This window comes from Roseateles sp., from assembly GCF_039929605.1.
Lineage (GTDB): Bacteria > Pseudomonadota > Gammaproteobacteria > Burkholderiales > Burkholderiaceae_C > Pelomonas.
The window spans coordinates 1-19,026 of the sequence record NZ_JBDSQX010000180.1 but is presented as its reverse complement, the minus strand read 5'-3'; the positions used below and the strand labels follow the sequence as shown (position 1 = coordinate 19,026).

16 protein-coding genes are annotated in these 19,026 nt (G+C 67.4%); 9 read left to right on the top strand and 7 right to left on the bottom strand.

Annotation, left to right across the window (positions count from 1 at the left end; all coding sequences use genetic code 11):
* Window positions 1-129: 129 nt before the first annotated feature.
* A complete protein-coding gene (gene gatB, locus ABIS05_RS24255) occupies window positions 130-1,575 on the top strand; it encodes an Asp-tRNA(Asn)/Glu-tRNA(Gln) amidotransferase subunit GatB (protein WP_348013842.1) in 1,446 nt (481 codons plus the stop codon).
* 33 nt (window positions 1,576-1,608) lie between these two features.
* Here gatB and ABIS05_RS24250 read toward each other — a convergent pair whose 3' ends face one another.
* The 3 genes from ABIS05_RS24250 to ABIS05_RS24240 form a co-directional block, all read right to left on the bottom strand.
* Window positions 1,609-2,295, bottom strand: a complete 687-nt coding sequence (locus ABIS05_RS24250) for a hypothetical protein (protein ID WP_348013841.1) — start codon at window positions 2,293-2,295, stop codon at window positions 1,609-1,611.
* 7 nt (window positions 2,296-2,302) lie between these two features.
* Window positions 2,303-2,971, bottom strand: a complete 669-nt coding sequence (pyrE, locus tag ABIS05_RS24245) for an orotate phosphoribosyltransferase (protein ID WP_348013840.1) — start codon at window positions 2,969-2,971, stop codon at window positions 2,303-2,305.
* Between the two features lie 233 nt (window positions 2,972-3,204).
* On the bottom strand, window positions 3,205-5,466 hold the full coding sequence (locus ABIS05_RS24240) for a TonB-dependent receptor domain-containing protein (protein ID WP_348013839.1): 2,262 nt from the start codon (window positions 5,464-5,466) through the stop codon (window positions 3,205-3,207).
* A 180-nt stretch (window positions 5,467-5,646) separates the two neighbouring features.
* On the opposite strand from ABIS05_RS24240, the gene ABIS05_RS24235 reads away from it, so the two are divergent.
* The 8 genes from ABIS05_RS24235 to ABIS05_RS24200 all read left to right on the top strand — a co-directional run bounded on the left by ABIS05_RS24235 (window position 5,647) and on the right by ABIS05_RS24200 (window position 16,342).
* Window positions 5,647-6,438, top strand: a complete 792-nt coding sequence (locus tag ABIS05_RS24235) for an exodeoxyribonuclease III (protein ID WP_348013838.1) — start codon at window positions 5,647-5,649, stop codon at window positions 6,436-6,438.
* Window positions 6,439-6,625: 187 nt separating this feature from the next.
* Complete coding sequence (locus ABIS05_RS24230; protein WP_348013837.1) at window positions 6,626-6,997, top strand: hypothetical protein; 372 nt, start codon at window positions 6,626-6,628, stop codon at window positions 6,995-6,997.
* Between the two features lie 36 nt (window positions 6,998-7,033).
* Window positions 7,034-7,858 carry a hypothetical protein gene (locus ABIS05_RS24225; protein WP_348013836.1) on the top strand — a complete coding sequence of 275 codons (825 nt, stop codon included), beginning with the start codon at window positions 7,034-7,036 and terminating at the stop codon, window positions 7,856-7,858.
* Between the two features lie 198 nt (window positions 7,859-8,056).
* Window positions 8,057-8,569, top strand: coding sequence for a L,D-transpeptidase (locus tag ABIS05_RS24220; protein WP_348013835.1), 513 nt, complete (start codon window positions 8,057-8,059; stop codon window positions 8,567-8,569).
* A gap of 137 nt (window positions 8,570-8,706) precedes the next feature.
* Window positions 8,707-10,257, top strand: a complete 1,551-nt coding sequence (locus tag ABIS05_RS24215) for a peptide MFS transporter (RefSeq protein ID WP_348013834.1) — start codon at window positions 8,707-8,709, stop codon at window positions 10,255-10,257.
* Between the two features lie 180 nt (window positions 10,258-10,437).
* Complete coding sequence (locus ABIS05_RS24210) at window positions 10,438-11,643, top strand: efflux RND transporter periplasmic adaptor subunit (RefSeq protein WP_348013833.1); 1,206 nt, start codon at window positions 10,438-10,440, stop codon at window positions 11,641-11,643.
* Window positions 11,644-11,661: 18 nt separating this feature from the next.
* Window positions 11,662-14,949 carry a multidrug efflux RND transporter permease subunit gene (locus tag ABIS05_RS24205; RefSeq protein WP_348013832.1) on the top strand — a complete coding sequence of 1,096 codons (3,288 nt, stop codon included), beginning with the start codon at window positions 11,662-11,664 and terminating at the stop codon, window positions 14,947-14,949.
* A gap of 1 nt (window position 14,950) precedes the next feature.
* Window positions 14,951-16,342: a TolC family protein gene (locus tag ABIS05_RS24200; protein ID WP_348013831.1), complete on the top strand. Its 1,392-nt coding sequence runs from the start codon at window positions 14,951-14,953 to the stop codon at window positions 16,340-16,342.
* A gap of 76 nt (window positions 16,343-16,418) precedes the next feature.
* On the opposite strand, the gene ABIS05_RS24195 is transcribed toward ABIS05_RS24200, so the two are convergent.
* Genes ABIS05_RS24195 through ABIS05_RS24180 form a run of 4 tightly spaced genes read right to left on the bottom strand, consistent with a single transcriptional unit; the run spans window position 16,419 to window position 18,918 of the window.
* The gene (locus tag ABIS05_RS24195) at window positions 16,419-17,039 is read right to left on the bottom strand and encodes an ABC-type transport auxiliary lipoprotein family protein (protein WP_348013830.1); all 621 of its coding nucleotides are present in this window, start codon (window positions 17,037-17,039) and stop codon (window positions 16,419-16,421) included.
* Complete coding sequence (locus ABIS05_RS24190; protein ID WP_348013829.1) at window positions 17,036-18,076, bottom strand: MlaD family protein; 1,041 nt, start codon at window positions 18,074-18,076, stop codon at window positions 17,036-17,038. Before ABIS05_RS24190 ends, ABIS05_RS24195 begins: the two co-directional genes overlap by 4 nt.
* On the bottom strand, window positions 18,073-18,705 hold the full coding sequence (locus ABIS05_RS24185; protein WP_348013828.1) for an ATP-binding cassette domain-containing protein: 633 nt from the start codon (window positions 18,703-18,705) through the stop codon (window positions 18,073-18,075). The genes ABIS05_RS24190 and ABIS05_RS24185 overlap by 4 nt, the downstream gene beginning before the upstream one ends.
* 12 nt (window positions 18,706-18,717) lie before the next feature.
* Complete coding sequence (locus ABIS05_RS24180) at window positions 18,718-18,918, bottom strand: hypothetical protein (protein ID WP_348013827.1); 201 nt, start codon at window positions 18,916-18,918, stop codon at window positions 18,718-18,720.
* Window positions 18,919-19,026 lie beyond the last annotated feature (108 nt).

Below are 19,026 nucleotides of genomic sequence, written 5' to 3'. Positions count from 1 at the left end.
GCTCGGGCGGAATGCCCGTGGGGCTGCAATTGATCGGCAACTATTTCGGCGAGGCAAAGCTGCTGAACGCGGCGCACAAGTTCCAGCAAGCAACCGACTGGCACCTGCGCAAGCCCGAGGGTTTCTGAGATGACCGCCAAACTCATTCAAGGCTATGAAGTCGTCATCGGCTTCGAGACCCACACCCAGCTGTCGACGCAGTCGAAGATCTTCAGCCGCGCCTCGACGGCTTTCGGGGCCGAACCCAACACCCAGGCCGCTCCGGTCGACCTCGCTCTTCCCGGCACGCTGCCGGTGATGAACAAGGGCGCCGTCGAACGCGCGATCGAATTCGGCCTGGCCGTCAACGCGCAGATCGCGCCGCAAAGCATCTTCGCGCGCAAGAATTACTTCTATCCCGACCTGCCCAAGGGCTACCAGATCAGCCAGTTCGAGATCCCGGTCGTGCAGGGCGGTTCGGTCGAGTTCTTCGTCGGCGACGTCAAGCACAAGGTCAACCTGACCCGCGCGCACTTGGAAGAAGACGCGGGCAAGAGCCTGCACGAGGACTACGACGGCCAATCGGGTATCGACCTGAACCGTGCCGGCACGCCGCTGCTGGAGATCGTCTCCGAGCCCGACATGCGCTCAGGTGCTGAGGCCGCCGAGTACGCCAAGACGCTGCACGCGCTGGTGATGTGGCTGGGCATTTGCGACGGCAACATGCAGGAAGGCTCGTTCCGCTGCGACGTTAATGTGTCGGTGCGCAAGCCCGGCGAGCCCTACGGCACGCGGCGCGAGATCAAGAACCTGAACAGCTTCCGCTTCCTGCTGCAGGCGGTGGAATACGAGGTTAACTGGCAGATCGACGAGATCGAGGACGGCCGCAAGATCCAGCAGGCGACGATCCTGTTCAACCCGGACACCGGCGAGACCCGCGCGATGCGCAGCAAGGAAGACTCGGCCGACTACCGCTACTTCCCCGACCCCGACCTGCCGCCGCTGGTGATCGCGCCGGAGTGGGTGGAGCGGGTGCGGGGCGAGATGCCCGAGCTGCCGCGCGTGATGGCGGCTCGCTTCGAGAGCGCCGACGGCCTGCCGCCCTACGACGCGACCATGATGACGCAGAGCCTGGCAACGGCGCGCTACTACGAGGCCGCCAAGGCTGCGGGCGCGGCGCCAAAGTTGGTGGCGAATTGGGTCATGGGCGAGATCTCGCGGCGGTTGAATGCTGAAGACGGCCAGATCGACGCCGCGCCCGTTGGCCCCGAACTGCTGGGCCGGCTGATCGCGCGCATCGCCAATGGCACGATCTCGAACAACGCCGCCAGGCAGGTTTTCGAGGTGCTCTGGAGCGGTGAGGCGACTGACGTGGACGCCGTCATCGAGTCCAAGGGCCTGAAGCAGGTCAGCGACACCGGCGCCATCGAGGCCATCCTCGACGAGGTGCTGGGGGCCAATCAAAAATCCGTCGACGAGTACCGCGCCGGCAAAGACAAGGCCTTCAACGCGCTGGTCGGCCAGGCGATGAAGGCGACCAAGGGCAAGGCCAATCCGGCACTGGTCAACGAGCTGCTGAAGAAAAAACTCGGCTAGGACCGAGGGTTTTCCTGAGGCCGCAATGCGGCTTCAGTGCTTGGGCGTGGTCGGCGGCGCCGACTTGGGCAGCTCGCCCAGCGGCGGCATGGAGCCCGGCGTGGCGCCGGCCCACAGCTTGCGCAGGCGAGAGAGCTCGGCGTCAAAGCGGGTGGTGATGCGCACGATCTCGGCCTTCTGGTTCTCGATGAGCACCTCCTGGGCCTCGACACCGGCGTCGTTGGCATCCAGCGACTGCTTGAGCTTGCCCGGCAGCGGCCTGCCCTTGTAGAACTCCGCCTCATCGACCAGGGGCTTGCGCTCTTGGCCGAGGTCCTTGATGCGGCGCTCGGAAATGCGCATGGCCTTGTTGGCGTCGTCCAGTGCGGCGTTGCGCGCGCGCTGGTGGGCGGCCTCTGTGGGGTAGCGCTGCATCAGCGTGCGGTCGCGCCGGATGGCGTCCAGCTGGGCGAGGCGGTCGGCCGCAGCGCGGCGGTCGGTAGCGTCCTTGGTAGCGCGCTCCTCGGGGCTGAGGAAGGGCGGCAGCGTCGCGCGCTGCGAGCCGTCGGCGTTCAGCACGCGCTGCTCGCGCGATGTGCATTCCGGGATGGGGCGGTCGCTGGTCAGTCGGCGGCCATCGGTTGCGGTGCAGGTGTAGATGCCCTTGCCCATCGCCGGGTCCTGGGCCTGGGCGGACAAGGCGGCAGTCAACAGGGCAGCAGTGATGGTCAGCTTGCTCATCGGCGGCTCAGACCCCGTAGCGTTCGCGGTAGGCCTGCACGGCCGGCCGGTGGGCGGCCAACTCGGGCGCGCCATCAAGGTAGGCCAGCAGGTCGGCGAGGCCAGCGATGGCGACGACCGGCAGGCCGTAGCGCTGCTGCACCTGCTGCACGGCGGACTGCGCGCTGTCGACGCCGCCTTCCGCGGCCTTCTCCTGCCGGTCCAGCGCGATGGACACGCCGCAGGGCTGGGCGCCAGCGGCTTCGATCATCTGGATGGACTCCCGCACGGAGGTGCCGGCGGAAATGACATCGTCAATGATGAGCACACGGCCTTTGACCGGCGCGCCGACGAGGGTGCCGCCTTCGCCGTGATCCTTGGTTTCCTTGCGGTTGTAGGCGAACGGCAGGTTGTGGCCGCGCCGCGCCAGCTCCATAGCCACGGCCGCTGCGAGCGTGATGCCTTTGTAGGCCGGGCCGAAGATCATGTCGAATTGCAGGCCGGAGGCGATCAGGCGCTCGGCGTAGAAGCCGGCGAGGCGGCCGAGCTTGGCACCGTCGTCAAACAGCCCGGCGTTGAAGAAGTAGGGGCTGAGCCGGCCGGCCTTGGTCTTGAACTCGCCGAAGCGCAGCACGCCAGCCTGCACGGCAAAGGCGACAAAAGACTGGGCGAGAGAGTCGGCGGCGACGCTGGGCATGAGACAAAGATTCTAGGGGTCAAAAAAAGAGGCCTGACCCCTAGAACGGGCCAGGCCTGTGACGGTTTACACCTGGGCTGAATCAGTGGACTCACCTGGGTGGTGCGAAAAGCCCGCTTACATAGGCCGGTCTGTCCCGCACGAACCCGCTGAGTCAGGGTGGGCACGAACCCGCTGAATCAGTTGGGGACGGAGCTGCCCGTGAGTACACGGTCAGGTCCATCCCACAAGGACTAGAAACTTGCCTTGAATTGCACCCCGTAGCTGCGCGGCTCGTTGACGATGCCGGTCAGGTTGTTGAAGTCGATGGCGGCGACGACCTGGCGGTGGTCGGTGATGTTGCGCGAGTAGGCGGCCAACTCGTACTTGCCGTTGGCCCAGCCGTAGCCCACGCGCAGGCCGCCTTCGAGTGCGGACTTGGCGGTGTACTCCTTGGCTTCGTACAGGAACATGTTGTATTTGTCCTTGTAGGCCCAGTCGGTCAGCACGGTCAGTTCACCGTCGCCGATCTCGGTGCTGTATTTCAGCGTCCAGTTCCAGACGACCTTGGGTGCGCGAGGCAGCGCGTTGCCGTTGATGCTGACGGTGCCGGCCAGCGGGCCTGCGGGGTCGGTGACCGTGCATGGCGCGCCGCAGGCGGCCGCAAACAGGTTGGCGTCCTTGATCTTGGTGTCGTTGTACGAGAAGCCGAGCGTGGTGCGCCAATCGCGGGCAATGATGGCCTGGGCGTCGATCTCGAAGCCCTGGCCCTCGGCCTTGGCGGCGTTAATCAGGCGGTTCTGGTTGACGCCACCGCTGCCGGCCGTGAGCTGCATGTCCTTCACGCGGTACTTGAAGACTGTGCCGCTGATGCGGGCGGTGTTGTCCAGCAGGTCGGTCTTGAAGCCGGCCTCGACGGACAGCACCTTCTCGGAATTGGCCACCGAGATCGTGTCGCCGAACAGCACGCGGCCCTGAATGGACGGCGCGCGGTAGCCGGTGGCCACGCGGGCGAACACGCTGGTGGACTTGTCCACCTTGTAGTTGGCGCCCAGGTCCCAGCTCCAGTTGGTGGACTTGGGGTTGGCGGTCAGCGGGCCGACGTTGTTGCCGCCGAATGGCGTCTGGGTGCGGGAAGCGGTGAAGTCCTTCTTGTCATCGGTGTAGCGCAGGCCGCCGCGCACCTTCAGGTCGGGCGTGACGGCGTAGCTCAGGTTGCCGAAGGCGGCCCAGGACTTGGCGTTCTGGCGCTGCACCGCGTAGCCGTTCTGCGGGTCGCCAGCGGCGAAGGTGTCGAAGTTGAAGCTGTCGACCTGCAGCTTCTCGTTGAAGTAGTACAGGCCTGCAATCCACTGCAGCGGATCACCGGTGTTGGACTGCAGGCGCAGCTCCTGGGTGGTCTGGCGCAGATAAGGAATGCCATCGGCCGTCTGGGCGTCGAATGGGATGTTGGCCAGCTGGCTACCGTAGTTGGGCCCCGAGGGCGGGGCGTACGGGGCGCCAAAGCCGCCGTCCACGTCGCCGCGGCTGTAGAACTTGGCGCGGTCGTGGGCGGTGATGGAGTACAGCGACATGCCGTCGAAGTCCCAGCGCAGACGGGCGCTGACCTCGCTGGACTTCAGCGTCTGCGAGTTGTAGCCGTCGGTGGGGTAGTAGCTGTCGTCGTAGCCGTCAACGAGGTCGTTGGTGCCCTTCTTGATGATGTTGGCGCGGAAGGTGGTGGCCGTGCCGCTGAAGTCACGCGCCTGGACCTTGAACAGGCCCGAGAAACCGCCGTTCTTGTAAGCGGCCTGCACGCGGATGGCCTTGTCGTTGTAGCCCTCGAGGTCAGACGTGGCACCCGCGATGGGGTTCTTCACGCGGTCGTCCTGACGTTGCGCGATGCCGGCCACACGCATCTGCCAGTCCTGGCTCAGCGGCACGTTGACGGCCGCTTCCAAGTTGGCGGAGTTCCAGCGGCCGTAGCTGAAGTTGGCATAGCCCTCCAGGCGCTTGCCCGGCTTGGCGGAGTCGAACTTCATCACGCCGGCCGGCGAATTGCGGCCGAACAGCGTGCCCTGCGGGCCGCGCAGCAACTCCACCTGTTCCATGTCGAACACCGGGAAGCCCTTGAGCGCGATGCTCTCCTGCACCACGTCGTCATAGACCAGCCCCACCGGCTGGGAGGCGTTCATGTCGAAGTCGGTGTTGCCGAAGCCGCGCACGTAAAAGCGCGGGAAGGTACGGCCGTAGTCGGACTCGATGTTCAGGCTCGGCACCCTGCCAGATAAGGCGCGGATGTCCTGGCCACTAGCGTTGTAAGTGTCCAGCTCCTCGGACTTGATGGCCGAGATGGACAGCGAGACGTCCTTCAGGTTCTCAGCACGCCGGCTGCCGGTCACGATGACGGCCTCCAGCTGGTTGACATCCTTCTTGGCCTCGGGTGCCGGCGCGGTCTGGGCCACGGCCGCTTGCATCGGAAAGGCCGAACCCAGCGCTAGCGCGAGCAGGGTCGGAGAAATGCGGTATTTCGGCATGAGAAATCCTCGGGTTGACGGGGTGTGGGGCATGCGGGGCGAAAAAATGGGCGCTTGCAACGCCTCTGATTCCTACTGGATCGTAAAGATCAGATGACTATTTCGTGATGAAAGCGTGCGGCTGTGTTGTGCATTTGCTGCACTGCGATACTTCTGGGCTCAACCCTCCCCCTAGTCCCGATGCGCTTCATCACTGCCAACCTCAACGGCGTGCGTTCCGCCGCCAGCAAGGGCTTTTTCGAGTGGCTCGACAAGCAGCAGGCCGACGCCGTCGGTGTGCAGGAGCTCAAGGCGCAGGCGGATGTCGTCGAAGCCAAGTTCCGCAGTTGCGACCGGCTCGACGGCCATTTCCATTACGCCGAGAAGAAGGGCTACTCGGGGGTCGGCCTGTACACCAAGGAAGAGCCCAGCGACCTCATCACCGGCCTGGCCATCCCTGAGTTCGACAGCGAGGGCCGCTGGGTGGAGAAGCGTTTCGACAAGCCCGGCCGCAAGCTCAGCCTCATCAGCGTCTACTTCCCCAGCGGCACCAGCGGCGAGGAGCGCCAGCAGGTCAAGTACCGCTTCCTGGCCGCACTCCAGCCGCACCTGATGGCGCTGAAGGCCGAGCGTGAGTTCATCCTCGTGGCCGACGTGAACATCGCGCACAAGGAAATCGACCTGAAGAACTGGCGCAGCAACCAGAAGAACAGCGGCTTCCTGCCTGAAGAGCGCGCCTGGCTAACGCGGCTGTTCGACGGCGCGCAGGGCGCTGGCCTAGTGGATGTTTTTCGCACGCTGAACGACAAAGCCGAGCAATACACCTGGTGGAGCGCTCGCGGTGCCGCCCGGGCCAACAACGTCGGTTGGCGGCTGGACTACCACCTGGCAACACCCGGCCTCGCCGCGCTGGCGAAGGCCGAGGCCATCTACACCGGCCAGCATTTCAGCGACCACGCGCCGCTCACCATCGACTACGACTTTGTGCTGTGACAGGCATTCCGCGCTACCGAACGTTAGGAATTCAAGACTTTCACGCCGTGGCGTAACGAGGCGCTTCCAGGGCTCAGATGCTCCTACAAGGCGTTGGGAGGCAGACCGACGCCGGGAGCGGGACGCGGAACTTAGAGTGGGTTCAGCCGGTGGAGATGCCGGTCCCCGCTTTCAAAGGAGTTCCAAAATGTCCACTCTCAAGACCCTCACCACTTCCCTGACCGCCGCTGCGCTCGTGACCGGCATCAGCCTGGCCTGGGCTCAGACTGAAGATCAGACCCCGCAGACCGACACCACGACGCCGGTTGCCGCGATGCCCAGCGAGCAGACGCCCGCGGATCCGAGCGCCTTGCCGCCGGTGAACAACACCACCGCCACCCAGCAGCAGCAAGCACAGCAGGCCGATGATCCGTCGCGTGTGCTGCCGCCGGCTGACACAACCGCCACGCCGATGCCCAGCCAGACGCCTACGCCCGCAGTGCAGGACAACGGCTCGCCCGCCATTACCCCTGCGGCCACGCCGAGCTACGAGCCCGCCCCCCGCGCCGACCGCAACTGAAGCGGTGTTTAAGGCCGAGCGTTTCCGTCACTGATCATGCGTTTCGGATCGCCTCCCAAAGACGGCGTCGCGGCTGCGAAGCGGCACGACATCCTTGTCGGCCTGGGCCAGGGCACGGCGGTAGCCGCCGTCGCCCTGGCCCTCCTCTATGCATTCTTTGGCACGGGCAATCGGCGCCACGCCGCGCCGGTGCCCGTGCCGCCTACCGCTGCGGTCGTTGCGGCGGCTCCTGCTGCCGCGCTTGAGCGCAGGCTTGACTTTGGCGATGTCAAAGCGCCCGCCGACGTCACCCACGTTGCCGCTTGGGCCGTGCGCGAGGCCGACAACGACAGCCGCCCTTTCGCCATCGTCGACAAGCGCCGCGCCCAGGTCTATGTCTTCGCTGCCCGTGGCCGGTTGATCGGTACCAGCCCTGTGCTGCTCGGCTACGCGGCGGGCGACCAAACCGTCGCCGGCATCGGCAACAAGGCCATCGCCGATATCAAGCCCCACGAACGCACCACCCCGGCCGGACGCTTCGAGTCCGCACCGGGGCGCAATTCCCTCGGCCACGATGTCGTCTGGGTCGACTACGACGCGGCCGTTTCTATGCACCGCGTGCGCGCCACCAATCCCAAGGAGCGCCGGCTGGAGCGTTTAGCCACGCCGACGGCTGCGGACAACCGCATCAGCTGGGGTTGCATCAATGTGCCGGTCGCCTTCTTCGACGAGACCGTCTGGCCTCAAATCGGCCAGGGCCGTGGCATCGTCTACGTGCTACCCGAGCGGGAGCCCCTGACTGCCTTCTTCCCAGCTGCCGCAGCTGCGCCGCAAGTTCTGGCGCAAGCGTCTACAGGAAAAAGTAACAACGCCAAACCGTGAAGTCCTCGGCTGTGCGCCGAAGCGATGCTTTCCTAGACTGCCCGTCGGGTAGGTGCGAGGTCGCACCGCCCTGGCAAAGCGGGGCATCGAGTGGACAGCAGTTGGGCAAGCCGGATCAAGGCCGGCGTCGCGGGGATCGTTACAACTTGGGGTGTCATTTCAATGGCGCCCGCAGCGGCGGAAGTCGCGGCAAGGCCGGTGTCGCATGACGCTCGGGACAGCCGCCCCTTCGCCATCGTCGACAAGCGCACCGCGACCTTGTCCGTCTACGCCGCCGATGGCCGCCTGGTCGGCCGTACGCCGGCCCTGCTGGGCCTGACGCCCGGCGATGCCGAGCCGGCCAGCGCGCGCGGCAAGGCGCCTTCTACGCTTGCGTCTCACGAGCGCGTGACGCCGGCCGGCCGTTTCGAGGCCATGCCGGGTCGCAACCTTAGCGGCGAGCGTGTTGTCTGGTTCGACTACGGCGCCAACCTTGCCATCCATCGCCTGCGCCCGGCGCCGGAGGCTCAACGCCGGCCGGAGCGGCTGGTGTCTGCCAAGCTGCAAGACCGCCGCATCACCCTCGGCTGCGTCGTCGTCGACCCGGCGTTCTTCGACGCAGTCGTGCTGCCCACGCTGGGCAACGGCACCAGCCTCGTCTACATCCTGCCCGAGCGCGACCCGCTGGTCGTTGCCGGCGGCGGCAAGCTGCACGCGGCTGCCGCGCCGTAAGGCACCACTACCCCAGGGCAATCCCGAGGGTCCGCTGGCCCGGAAAGTGCGTTCCAGAGCAGGACAATTCCCGTCCTGTGCCGCGCGGGTTACCGCCCGCTTCGCCCGCCCTATCGGGTCCACCTGGAACGAACGACGTGACTACACCTCCCTCCGCGGCCCATCCGGCCGCGCACCCGCCTGCGGCCATCCTCGGCCAACCCAACCAGCTCTTCGTCCTTTTCTTCACGGAGATGTGGGAGCGCTTCTCCTACTACGGCATGCGGGCGCTGCTCGTGCTGTTCCTGGTCACCGAGGCCAGCAAGGGCGGCTGGGGCTGGAGCCGCGCCGAGGCCACCAATCTCTATGGCTGGTACACCGGCCTCGTCTACCTGACGCCCATCCTGGGTGGATACATCGCCGACCGGCTGCTGGGCACGCGGCGTTCGGTGATGCTGGGCGGCTTCGTCATCGCCGCCGGCCACGTCGCCCTCTTCATGGACACGGTGCCGAGCTTCTACGCCGGCCTGGGTCTCGTCGTGCTGGGCACGGGCCTGTTCAAGCCCAACATCTCGGCCATCGTCGGCCAGCTCTACGGCAAGGACAACGAGGGCGCGCGTGATGGCGGCTACACGCTGTTCTACATGGGCGTGAACGCCGGCGCCTTCTTCGGCATCTCGCTGTGCGGCTACATCGGCGAGAAGATCTCCTGGAACCTCGGTTTCGGCCTGGCCGGGGTCTTCATGATCCTGGGCGCCATCCAGTTCTGGCTCAGCCAGGGCCTGTTCGGCAGCATCGGCGAGAAGATCGACGCCGCCGCCAAGGTCGCCCGCGAGAAGCTGGACGACACGCCCCAGCATGTCGTTGCCGACCGCCTAAAGGCGATCTTCGTGTTCTCCTTCTTCACCATCTTCTTCTGGTTCGCCTTCGAGCAGGCCGGCGGCTCCATGACCATCTTCGCGGCCGACTACACCGACCGCACGTTGGTCGGCACCAGCGGCCTCATCTTCAAGCTCATCAACACGGCGATGACGCTGGTGCCGGCGGCCATCCTGTCGTGGCTGCTGTTCAAGCTCTACCGCTCCACCGGCGGCAAGTACGCGATGGCCAACCTGTCGCTGGCGGTCGCGTTCGCGATCATCTGGGGCCTGTGCCTGTGGATGCTGGGCCGCGAGTTCGCGATGGAGCAGAGCGAGGTGCCGGCCACCTGGTTCGGCGTGCTGAACAGCTTTTTCATCGTCGTGCTGGCGCCGATGTTCTCCAAGATGTGGGAGGACAAGTGGAACCCGTCGGGCCCGGTCAAGTTCGGCGTCGGCCTGGTGCTGCTGGGCCTGGGCTTTGCCGTGCTTTCCTATGGCTCGGCCGGCATCCCGCAGGGCGCCAAGACGGCGCAGGTCAGCATGATGTTCCTGACGCTGGCCTACCTGTTCCACACCATGGGCGAACTCTGCCTGTCGCCGGTCGGCCTGAGCTACATCTCCAAGCTGGCCCCGGCGCGCCTGCTGGGCCTGATGTTCGGCGTCTGGTTCCTCAACACGGCCATCGCCAACAAGATCGCTGGCTCCACGGGTTCCTACATCGACCAGATCTCATCGGCCTATTCCATGTCGGTGTTCTTCCTGATCTTCACCATCATCCCCATCGCCGCCGGGCTCGCGCTGATGGCGATGACGCCGCTGATGAAGAAGTGGATGCACGGCATTCACTGATCCGCTCGCCGCTTTCGGCCGCAAGGCCGCCAGACCGCAGGGTTTGGCGGCCTTTTGCTTTTTGCGCACAGTTCCGCGCTGGTGACAAGTTATGTCAGCAGAGGTCAAGGGTTTCAGCCGTGACTTAATCCGCTTTAGGTTGATCTGGCTAAAGTCGCGCGCTTGCACTCGGAGCCCCCCATGAAGAAGAGAAGCCTGGCGCTGACCTTGACCCCCATCTTTGCTGCCCTGCTGGTCGGCTGCGGCCAGAAGCAGGAAGGCGCCGGCGGCCCGGGCGCTCACGGCGGCCCGCCGCCGGTGTCGGTGGCGCCCGCCACGCAGCGCGAGGTGCAGGAGTTCGACGAGTTCACCGCCCGGCTGGAGGCGCCCGACACCGTCGACGTGCGCGCCCGCGTGGCGGGCATCGTCGATGCGGTGCGCTTCAAGGAAGGCCAGCTCGTCAGGAAGGGCGACCCGCTGTTCACCATCGACGCCCGCGCCTTCAAGGCGGAGGTGGCCCGCGCCGAGGCGCAGATCGCCGCGCTGAAGACGCAGGCCGATCTCGCCAGGACGGACCTTGGCCGCTCCGAGAAGCTGGTCAGCGCCAACGCGGTCAGCCAGCAGGAGATCGACCAGCTGCGCTCGGCCCTGCGCAGCGCCGAGGCCAACCAGAAAGCGGCCGAAGCCGCTCTCGTGCAAGCCCGCCTGAACGTCGAGTACGCCAACGTGACGGCGTCCGTCAGCGGCCGCACGTCGCGCGCCAACGTCACGCCCGGCAACCTCGTCGGCGTGGGCGATGCGGTGCTGACGACCATCGTCTCCAGCGACCGCGTCTACGCCTACTTCGACGCCAGCGAGGCAACGTATCTCAAGTACATGCGCTCGGCCAAGCCGTTATCGACGGTGGTGCAGATGGGCCTGTCCAACGAGCAGGGCTTCCCGCACACCGGCAAGCTGGACTTCGTCGACAACCGCCTGAACCCGGCCACGGCCTCCATCCGCGCCCGCGCGGTGTTCGACAACAAGGGCGGCCAGTTCACACCGGGCCTGTACGCCCGCGTCAAGCTGGGCGGCAGCGGCAGCTACCAGGGCGTCGTCATCCCTGACCGCGCCATCACGACCGACCAGACGCGCAAGATCGTCCTCATCGTCGGCGCCAACAACATCGTCCAGCCCCGCCCCATCGAGGTGGGGGCGCTGATCGACGGCATGCGTGTCGTCGAGGGCGTCAAGGCCGGCGAACTCGTCATCGTCGATGGCCTGCTGCGCGCCTTCCCCGGCGCGCCCGTCACGCCGCAAGTGCTGAAGGTGGACGACAAGGGCATGCCCATTCCCGCGCCGCCGCAAGGCCCGCCCGGCGCTGCACCTGCTGCAGCACCCGCCCCGGCCTCCGCCGCCTCGAAGTAATCGACAAGGCGGTTCGTCATGGACATCTCACGCTTCTTCATCGACCGGCCGCGCTTCGCGACCGTGTTGTCCCTCTTCATCTTCCTGGTCGGCGCGCTGGCCATCCCGCTGCTGCCGATCTCGGAGTACCCCGAGGTCGCACCGCCGCAGGTGGTGGTGCGCGCCCAGTACCCGGGCGCCAACCCGCGCGTCATCGCCGAGACGGTGGCCACGCCGCTCGAGGAGCAGATCAACGGCCTCGAGAACGTTCTCTACTTCGAGAGCCAGGCCACCGGCGACGGCGGCATGACGCTGACCGTCACGTTCAAGATCGGCACGCACCCGGAAGCCGCCGAGACGGCAGTGCAGAACCGCATCAACCGCGCGCTGCCGCGCCTACCCGAGATCGTTCGCACCATCGGTGTGACGACCGAAAAGGCCGCGTCCAACCTGACGATGGTGGTCCACCTGGTCAGCCCGGACAACTCGCGCGACGCCCTCTACCTGCGCAACTACGGCACGCTCAACGTGCGCGACGACCTGCTGCGCGTGCCCGGCATGGGCTCGGTGCTGAGCTTCGGCGCCGGCGACTACGCGATGCGCATCTGGCTGGACCCGCAAAAGCTGGCCGGCCGCAGCATGACGGCCAGCGAAGTCGTCGCCGCCATCCGCGAGCAGAACACGCAGGTCGCTGCCGGCGTGGTCGGCGCGTCGCCCGCCCCCAAGGGCACGGACTTCCAGCTCGCCATCAACGCGCAGGGGCGCCTCGGGAGTGAAGAAGAGTTCGGCAACATCATCGTCCGCGCCGATTCGATGACCGGCGCGATGGTGCGCGTGAAGGACATCGGCCGCGTCGAGATCAGCGCCAACACCTACGCGCTGCGCAGCCTGCTGAACAACAAGGAAGCCGCGGCCATCGCCATCTTCCAGGCGCCCGGCTCCAACGCGCTGGCCATCTCCGACAACGTCCGCAAGACGATGGAGAAGCTCAAGCCCAGCTTCCCCAAGGGGGTGGACTACGCCATCGTCTACGACCCGACGCGCTTCGTGCAGACCTCCATCGAGAAGGTCGTGCACACGCTGTTCGAGGCCGTGGCGCTGGTGGTGCTCGTCGTCATCATCTTCCTGCAGACCTGGCGCGCCTCCATCATCCCGCTGGTGGCCGTGCCGGTGTCCATCGTCGGCACCTTCGCTGTGCTGCTGCTGCTGGGCTTCTCCATCAACACGTTGACGCTGTTCGGTCTCGTGCTGGCCATCGGTATCGTCGTGGACGACGCCATCGTCGTGGTCGAGAACGTCGAGCGCAACATCCAGGACGGCCTGACGCCGCGCGCCGCGACGATCAAGGCCATGCAGGAGGTCTCCGGCCCCATCATCGCCATCGCGCTGGTGCTGTGCGCGGTGTTCATCCCGCTGACGCTGGTGCCCGGTCTGTCGGGCCAGTTCTACAAACAGTTCGCCGTCACCATCGTCATCTCGACGGTGATCTCGGCCTTCAACTCGCTGACCCTCTCGCCCGCGCTGGCCGCCATCCTGCTGCGCCCGCACGACGCGCCCAAGGACGCGCTGATGCGCGGCATGGACCGCGTCTTCGGCCGCTTCTTCAACTGGTTCAACCGCTTCTTCCACCGCCGCTCGGAGGACTACGGCCGCGGCGTGACCGGCATCCTCAAGCGCAAGTCGGCGGCGCTGATCGTCTACGCGCTGCTGCTGGGTGCCACCGCGCTGGTGTTCACGCGCCTGCCCAGCGGTTTCGTGCCCGCGCCGGACAAGCAGTACCTGATCGGCGTGGCCCAGCTGCCCGCCGGCTCCAGCCTGGACCGCACGGAAGAAGTCATCCGCCAGATGAGCGCCATCGCGCTCAAGGTGCCCGGCATCGTCGACTCCGTGGCCTTCCCCGGCCTGTCGGTCGCCGGCTTCTCGGCGTCGCCCAACGAAGGCATCGTCTTCTTCGCGCTGGACAGCTTCGACAAGCGCACCTCGCGCGACTTGAGCAAGGAGGCCATCCTCGGCCAGGTCAACGGCGCCATCCAGCAGATCCAGGGCGCGCGCATGTTCGTCGTGCCGCCGCCGCCGGTGGACGGCCTGGGCATCGCCGGCGGCTTCAAGCTGCAGGTGCAGGACCGCAGCAGCCAGGGCGAGCAGGCCCTGTACGGCGCGGTCTGGGGCACGCTGGGCCAGGTTTACGGCAACCAGAACACCTCCATCGGCACGCCGTACTCCAACTACGACATCAACGTGCCGCAGCTGTTCGCCAACGTCGACCGCGTGAAGGCCAAGCAGATGGGTGTGCCGCTGGGCTCCATCTACGACACGCTGCAGATCAATCTCGGCTCGCTCTACGTCAACGACTTCACCAAGTTCGGCAAGACCTACCAGGTCATCGTGCAGGCCGACGCACCCTTCCGCGCCAAAGCCGAGGACGTCACGCAGCTCAAGACCCGCAACGGCGCCGGCGAGATGGTGCCGCTGGGTGCGCTGATGAGCGTGGAACCCACCTTCGGCCCGACCCGCGTGACGCGCTACAACGGCTTCCCCAGCGCCGACATCAACGGCGCGCCCAAGCCCGGCTTCTCGTCCGGCCAGGCCGAAAGCGAGATCGAGAACCTGCTGAAGACGCTGCCACGCGGCTTCGGCTACGAGTTCACCGACCTGGCCTACCAGGACCGCCTGACGCGCAACGTCACCGTGCCGGTGCTCAACGTGCAGGTGCCCACGCTGGCCGCGGTGCTGGCCTTTTCGGTACTGCTGGTGGTGCTGGTGCTGGCCGCCCAGTACGAAAGCTGGAGCCTGCCGCTGGCCATCATTCTGATCGTGCCGATGTGCATCCTGTCGGCGCTGTTCGGGGTGTGGATCTCGCACTTCCCGCCGTTCGGGCAGGCCGGAGACCTGAACATCTTCACGCAGGTGGCGCTGGTCGTGCTCGTCGGCCTGGCCTGCAAGAACGCCATCCTGATCGTCGAGTTCGCCAAGGAGCTGGAGGAGCACGGCAAGTCGGTGACCGATGCCGTCATCGAGGCCTGCCGCCTGCGGCTGCGCCCCATCCTGATGACGTCCATCGCCTTCTGCGCCGGTGTCATCCCGCTGATCCTCGGCTCCGGCGCGGGCAGCGAAATGCGCCGCGCCATGGGCATCGCCGTGTTCGCCGGCATGCTGGGCGTGACGCTGTTCGGCATCTTCCTGACGCCGGTGTTCTACAGCCTGTTGCGCAAGGGCACCGAGAAGCGTCGTGCCCGTGCCGCCGCGCTGCGCGCCCAGGTCGAGGCCTTGGCCCACGCCTTCCATCCGGGCATCGATGACGTCTCTACCAAGAAGGAGGGCCATTGAAATGAAAGCTCGCCTCACCCTCCTCGCTGCGGCCGCCGTGCTCGCCGGCTGCGCGGCACCTGGCCTGTCGCAAGGCCCGGCCAACCTTGCGCCGGCTCAGTTCAACCAGCTTCCAGCTGCCAATCCCGGCGCCGCGACGATGACCGCAGCCTTCGTCGACAGCGCCCAGCTGCAACGCGTCGTCGATGAAGTGCTGGCCAACAACCGCGACCTGCGCGCTGCTGCCGCGCGCCTCAAGCAGGCCGAGGCGCTGGCCGACGCCGCCGGTGCGCGCCGCCTGCCGAGCGTAGGTCTTGGTGCCAACGCCAGCCGCCAGCGTGCGCCCAACGACCAGGGCGTCTTCAACACCTTCAGCAGCTACGGCGTCAATGCCACGGCTGGCTGGGAGCTCGACCTCTGGGGCCGCGCTTCTGCTACCGCCCAGGCTGCAGGTTATGACGCGCAAGGCGCTGCGCTCGACCGCGACGCCGCCCAGCTCAGCTTGGCCGGCGCCGCGCTCAACCTGCAGGCCCAGCTCATCGGCTTCGGCCATCGCCTGAAGCTCGCCAAGGAAACGCTGGTCGTGCAGAACCAGCTGCTCGACCTTGTCAAGGCCCGCGTCGGCGCCGGCCGCGGCACGGCGCTGGATCAGGCGCGTGCCGAAGCCCTCGTCGCCCAGACCTCGGCCAGCGTGCCCGCGCTGCGCAACGCCGCCTGCCTGACGCGCCTGCAGCTCGACGTGCTGCGCGGCCAGCCACCGGCCGACTGCGACAAGGCCGACAGCGACCCGCTGCCCGCCATGCCCGAGCCCCGCCTCATCAGCCTGGGCACGCTGCCTGACCCGGCTGGCTTGCTGGCACAGCGCCCCGACGTGAAGGCCGCCGCCGTGCGCGCCCAGGCCGCCGCGTCACGCGCCAACGTCGCCTGGGCCGCGCGCTGGCCCAGCCTGGGCCTCACGGGCCAGATTGGCTGGAGCGCCGGCAAGGCGGGTGACCTGTTCAAGAGCGGCACGCAGATCCACAGCCTGGCCGCCGCGCTGAACTGGAACTTCCTGGACTTCGGCGCCCGCAAGGCCGAAGAGAGCGCCGCCCGCGCCGGCTTCGACGCCGCCGTGGCCGGTGCCGAGCAGGCCCAGCTGACGGCACTGCAGGACGCGCAGGGCAGCCTGTCCACGCTGCGCGAGACCGAGCTGCAGGCCAACTTCCAGGCCACCGCCGCCGATGCCACGCTGCGCGCCCGCGATCTCGCGTTCAAGCGCTACGACGCCGGCGTGACCGACTTCTACTCGCTGCTCACCGCCGAGCAGGAACGCCTGGCCGCGCAGGATGCGCTGATCCAGCTCCAGACCGGCCGCGCCACCGCGCTGCTGGCGGTGCACAAGGCGTTTGCGGCGAGGTTGACGGCGATGCCTTGAACGTATCCGGTTTGGGCACCTTCATGCCCAGATCGGGTACGACATTGAACGCCGATGCGCATGAGCCGCCTGACGCTCATGACCCCGCAACGATGCGTGCCGCGAGCGTCATGACGCTACGGCGGTAGGCGTCGGCCAGCGCATCGGCCTGGCTCGCGCAGGGCAGCGTCAAGTTCGCCACGCCTGCGGCCGGCAGCGCCGTGCCCGCCGATGCGTGCAGCGGCGCCCAGCGCCAACGCGCGCGCAATGTCAGCGCCAGGCCCCCACCGTCTGGGCGTGCCAGCCATTCGTCCACCTGCACAATCAGCCGCAGTGACTCGGCCCCGTCGTTCGGCGCCGCGCCCAGCGTGACGGGATAAGGCTGGCGCAGCCGCGACAGGTCCTCGGCCAACAGGCGCGGCAGGGCTTCGCGCAGGGGCTCGGCCCAGCGGGCCTCCGGCCAGGGCCGCAGGCCTGCGCTGCCTTCGGCGACAAGGATCTCCTCGCGGTCCAGCAACTCGGGCAGGGCGATCTGCGGGCTGAGCGCCCAGGCGCGGCCGTCCTGGCCGGGCTTGGCGTCGGCAGGCAGCGGCGGCGTGCCGGTCAACGCGAACAGGCGGCGCGGCGGCGTGTCGCGCGTGGCGCAGCCGGTGAGGGCGGCGGCTGCGAGCAGCAGCATCAGGTCGCGACGCTGCACGGGCAGGATTTGTGGCTTCATCGTTGGGGCTCCCCGGCAGGAATGGCATCGGGCTTACGGCCGCGCAGCAGCGCCTCGGGCTGCGCTTCCAGTGAAGTGGCGAGCTGGCGCAGCGCGCGCGCCGCTTGCGACAGGTCGCGCATCGTGCGTTCGGTCTGCTGCAGCAGCGGGCCGTCGCCGTCGGCGGCCTGGCGCAGCTGGTTGCTGGCGCGCTGCAATTCGGCCAGCGTCTTCTGCAGGTCGGGCACCAGCGGGCCGTTCGGGTCCAGCAGCACGTTGGCCTTGTCGGCGCCGGTGCCGAGCTTATCGGCAGCACCGGCCACCTTGTCGCCCGCGCGGTCCACGCTGGCCATGGCGCGCTCGGCGCTGCGGGTCAGCGGGGCGGCGCGTTGCTCCAGCTGGGCGGCCAGCTTGCGTGCATGGCCGGCAGCTGCCGCAAAGTCCTTCATGCCCTGCTTCAGCTCGGGCGCCGCGATCAGCGTGCGGGTGGAGTTGGCGATCTGGCTCAGGTCGTCCAGGATCTTGCGCAGGTCGACGCTTTCGAGCTGGTCCTTCAGCGCCTGGAAGGCCGTCGAGCTGGTCGGGATCTCGGTCTCGTCGCCCTCGTAGCCGCCGTGCAGCTTGCCGGGCGGCTTGGTGCGAAAGTCCAGGTCCACGTAGAGCTGGCCGGTCAACAGGCTCTGCGTGCCGAGCTGGGCGGTCAGCCCGCGCTTGATCAGCTGGGGCAGCGCATGGCCGATGTCGTCGTGCGTGAAGCGCCCTTCGAGGCCGCGCACCGCGTCATCTTCCAGCCGCGCGATGACGGGGATGGCAAAGGTGTCCGTCTTGCTGTCGTAGCGCACGCTGATGTCGGTCACGTCACCCACGCGCACGCCGCGAAAGACGACCGGCGCACCCTTCTGCAGCCCGAACACCGAGCCCGAGAAGTACATGACAACCCGCTGCGGCTGCTTGAACCAGTGCTGCCCGGGCAGTGCGATCAGCGCCAGCACCAGCACGGCCAGGCCGCCGATGACGAAGGCGCCGATCAGGAAGGGGCTGGCCCGGCGGCGCTTCACGCGGCCTCCCGGTCTGGCTCGTACTGCCCGCGCGTCAGGAACTCGCGCACCGGCGCCGGCCCATGGTCGCGCAGCTCGGCGGGCGGGCCCAGTGCCGTTGCGGTGTGCGCTTCCACGTCGAGAAACAGCACGCGGTCGGCCACGGCGAACAGGCTGTCCAGCTCATGCGTGACGAGCACGATGCCGGTGCCGAGGTCGCACTTCAGCCGCTTGATGAGATCGTCCAGCCGCGCGGACGTCAGCGGATCCAGCCCGGCGGAGGGCTCGTCCAGGCACAGCAGCGGCGGGTCCAGCATCAGCGCGCGGGCGATGGCCGCGCGCTTTCTCATGCCACCAGACAGTGACGACGGTTCGGCATCGAAGGTGGCGGGGTTGGGCAGGCCGGCCAGCGCCAGCTTGAAGCGGGCCTGGCGCTCGCGTTGCGCGGCGTCCAGCTCGGTGTAGAGCTCCAGCGGCAACGTGAGGTTCTCGCCCACGGTCATGCTGCTCCACAGCGCGCCGGCCTGGAAGGCCACGCCGATTTCGCGGTGCGGCGGGTCGTCGCCATGCACGTCGCGGCTCTGGCCGCCGGCCGTCCAGGTGACCCGGCCTTTCTGCGGCGTCTGCAGGCCGATCATGTGGCGCAGCAACGTGCTCTTGCCTCAGCCGCTGGCGCCGACGATGGCCAGCACCTCGCCTGCGAACACTTCGAAATTCAGCCCCTTCTGCAGCTCGCGGCCGCCGGCATGCAGGCTGAGGTCTTCGATGCGCATCAGCACGCCGCTTTCTGCGGGCCGAGCGCCGGGCCGCTCCCAAGCCGGCCCGCCTTGGGCGATGTGCTTGCCGGTTGATCCGGCAAGCATCGCCGTCCCCCCGGGGGACCGACCAAGGCAGGCCTTGGGCGAGGGGTGTCACTTCGGGCGCGAAGTATGCGGGCAAATGCAATCGCGGCGTTAGAGTGGGCGCAAGAG